At 60.3% G+C, this 1394-nt stretch carries 1 protein-coding gene; it reads left to right on the top strand.

The window, feature by feature from the left end:
• Positions 1 to 93 precede the first annotated feature (93 nt).
• Entirely contained in the window at positions 94 to 1113 is a 1020-nt protein-coding gene (locus DIE15_RS36605; RefSeq protein WP_124835879.1) for an IS110 family transposase, read from the top strand.
• Positions 1114 to 1394 lie beyond the last annotated feature (281 nt).

Below are 1394 nucleotides of genomic sequence, written 5' to 3'. Positions count from 1 at the left end.
GAGCAGAAGCAGGAGGTGGATCCTCGCGGGCCAACGGCATCGAAGTGCCCAGGTGGAAAATGCACGCATTTCCCGGCAACCGGAGGATCCACGATGAACAGTATCGCAGTGGGCGTCGACATCGCCAAGCAGGTTTTCCAGGTGCATTACGTTGACCGGGAAACTGGAGAGATCGTGAACAAGCCGATCAAGCGGGCGAAGTTTCTCGAGCACTTCGCGAACCGTGCACGGTGCGTGATCGGAATGGAAGCATGCGGCGGTGCGCACCACTGGGCGCGAGAACTGACGCGGATGGGTCACGAGGTCAGGCTGATGCCGGCGGAGTTCGTGAAGGCGTTCAACATCCGCAACAAGAACGACGCGGCAGACGCGCGGGCGATCTGGCTGGCGGTGCAGCAGCCGGGCAAGCCGGTGGCGGTGAAGACCGAGATGCAGCAGGCGATGTTGGCGCTGCACCGGATGCGCGAGCAGTTGGTGAAGTTTCGGACGATGCAGAGCAACGGGCTGCGCGGGTTACTGACGGAATACGGCGAGGTGATGAGCAAGGGACGGGCGAAGCTGGACAAGGAAATACCAGCCGTACTTAGCCGCATCGCCGAGCGCCTGCCGGCGGCGCTGATCGATACGTTGCGCGAGCAGTGGAACGGGTTGGCAAAGCTGGACGAGCAGATAACCGAGATCGAGCGCCGGATGCGCGAATGGAAGAAGGAAGACCGGGCCGTGAAGATGATTAGCGAGATTCCCGGTGTGGGGTTGCTGACGGCAACTGCCGCGGTGGCAATGATGGGTGACCCGAAGGCATTCCGGTCGGGACGTGAGTTTGCCGCGTGGGCGGGCCTGGTGCCAAAGCAGACCGGCTCAGGCGGCAAGGTGAACCTGCACGGGATCAGCAAGAGAGGCGACATGTATCTGCGCACGCTGCTGATTCACGGTGCGCGTGCGGTATTGACGCATGCGAAGGAACCCGGTCCGTGGGTCGAACAGATGAAGAAGCGGCGACCAACGAATGTCGTGATCGTCGCGCTGGCCAACAAGATGGCGCGGACGATCTGGGCGGTGCTCGCGCATGATCGGCCGTACCGGAAGGACTACGTGAGCATGAAACCGGCCTGAACGGTTTACGCACGGTAGAAGATCAACGTTTAACACAGGGTGAACGTCGAAAGGTTGCACAGCAATCGAGTGTGATGACAAGCCAGGTAGGACCGGGACTCACTAAACCTGAATTGCGTAACGAGCTTCGAGCTCGTTAGGAGAATGAGGTGTGAGTCAGCGGATTTCATAGGGGCCCGCAGCGGCAGGACCGGCTGCAATAAGGCCGGATATAGAGACGCAGCCCATCCTGTCTGTCAGAAACGCAAGAAAGCTGTTGCAAACGGGACGCGTTCATATAG

Source organism: Burkholderia sp. Bp9031 (assembly GCF_003857965.1).
GTDB lineage: Bacteria > Pseudomonadota > Gammaproteobacteria > Burkholderiales > Burkholderiaceae > Burkholderia > Burkholderia ambifaria_A.
The sequence above is the reverse complement of the archived record's forward strand: the minus strand, read 5'-3'. Positions and strand labels throughout refer to the sequence as shown.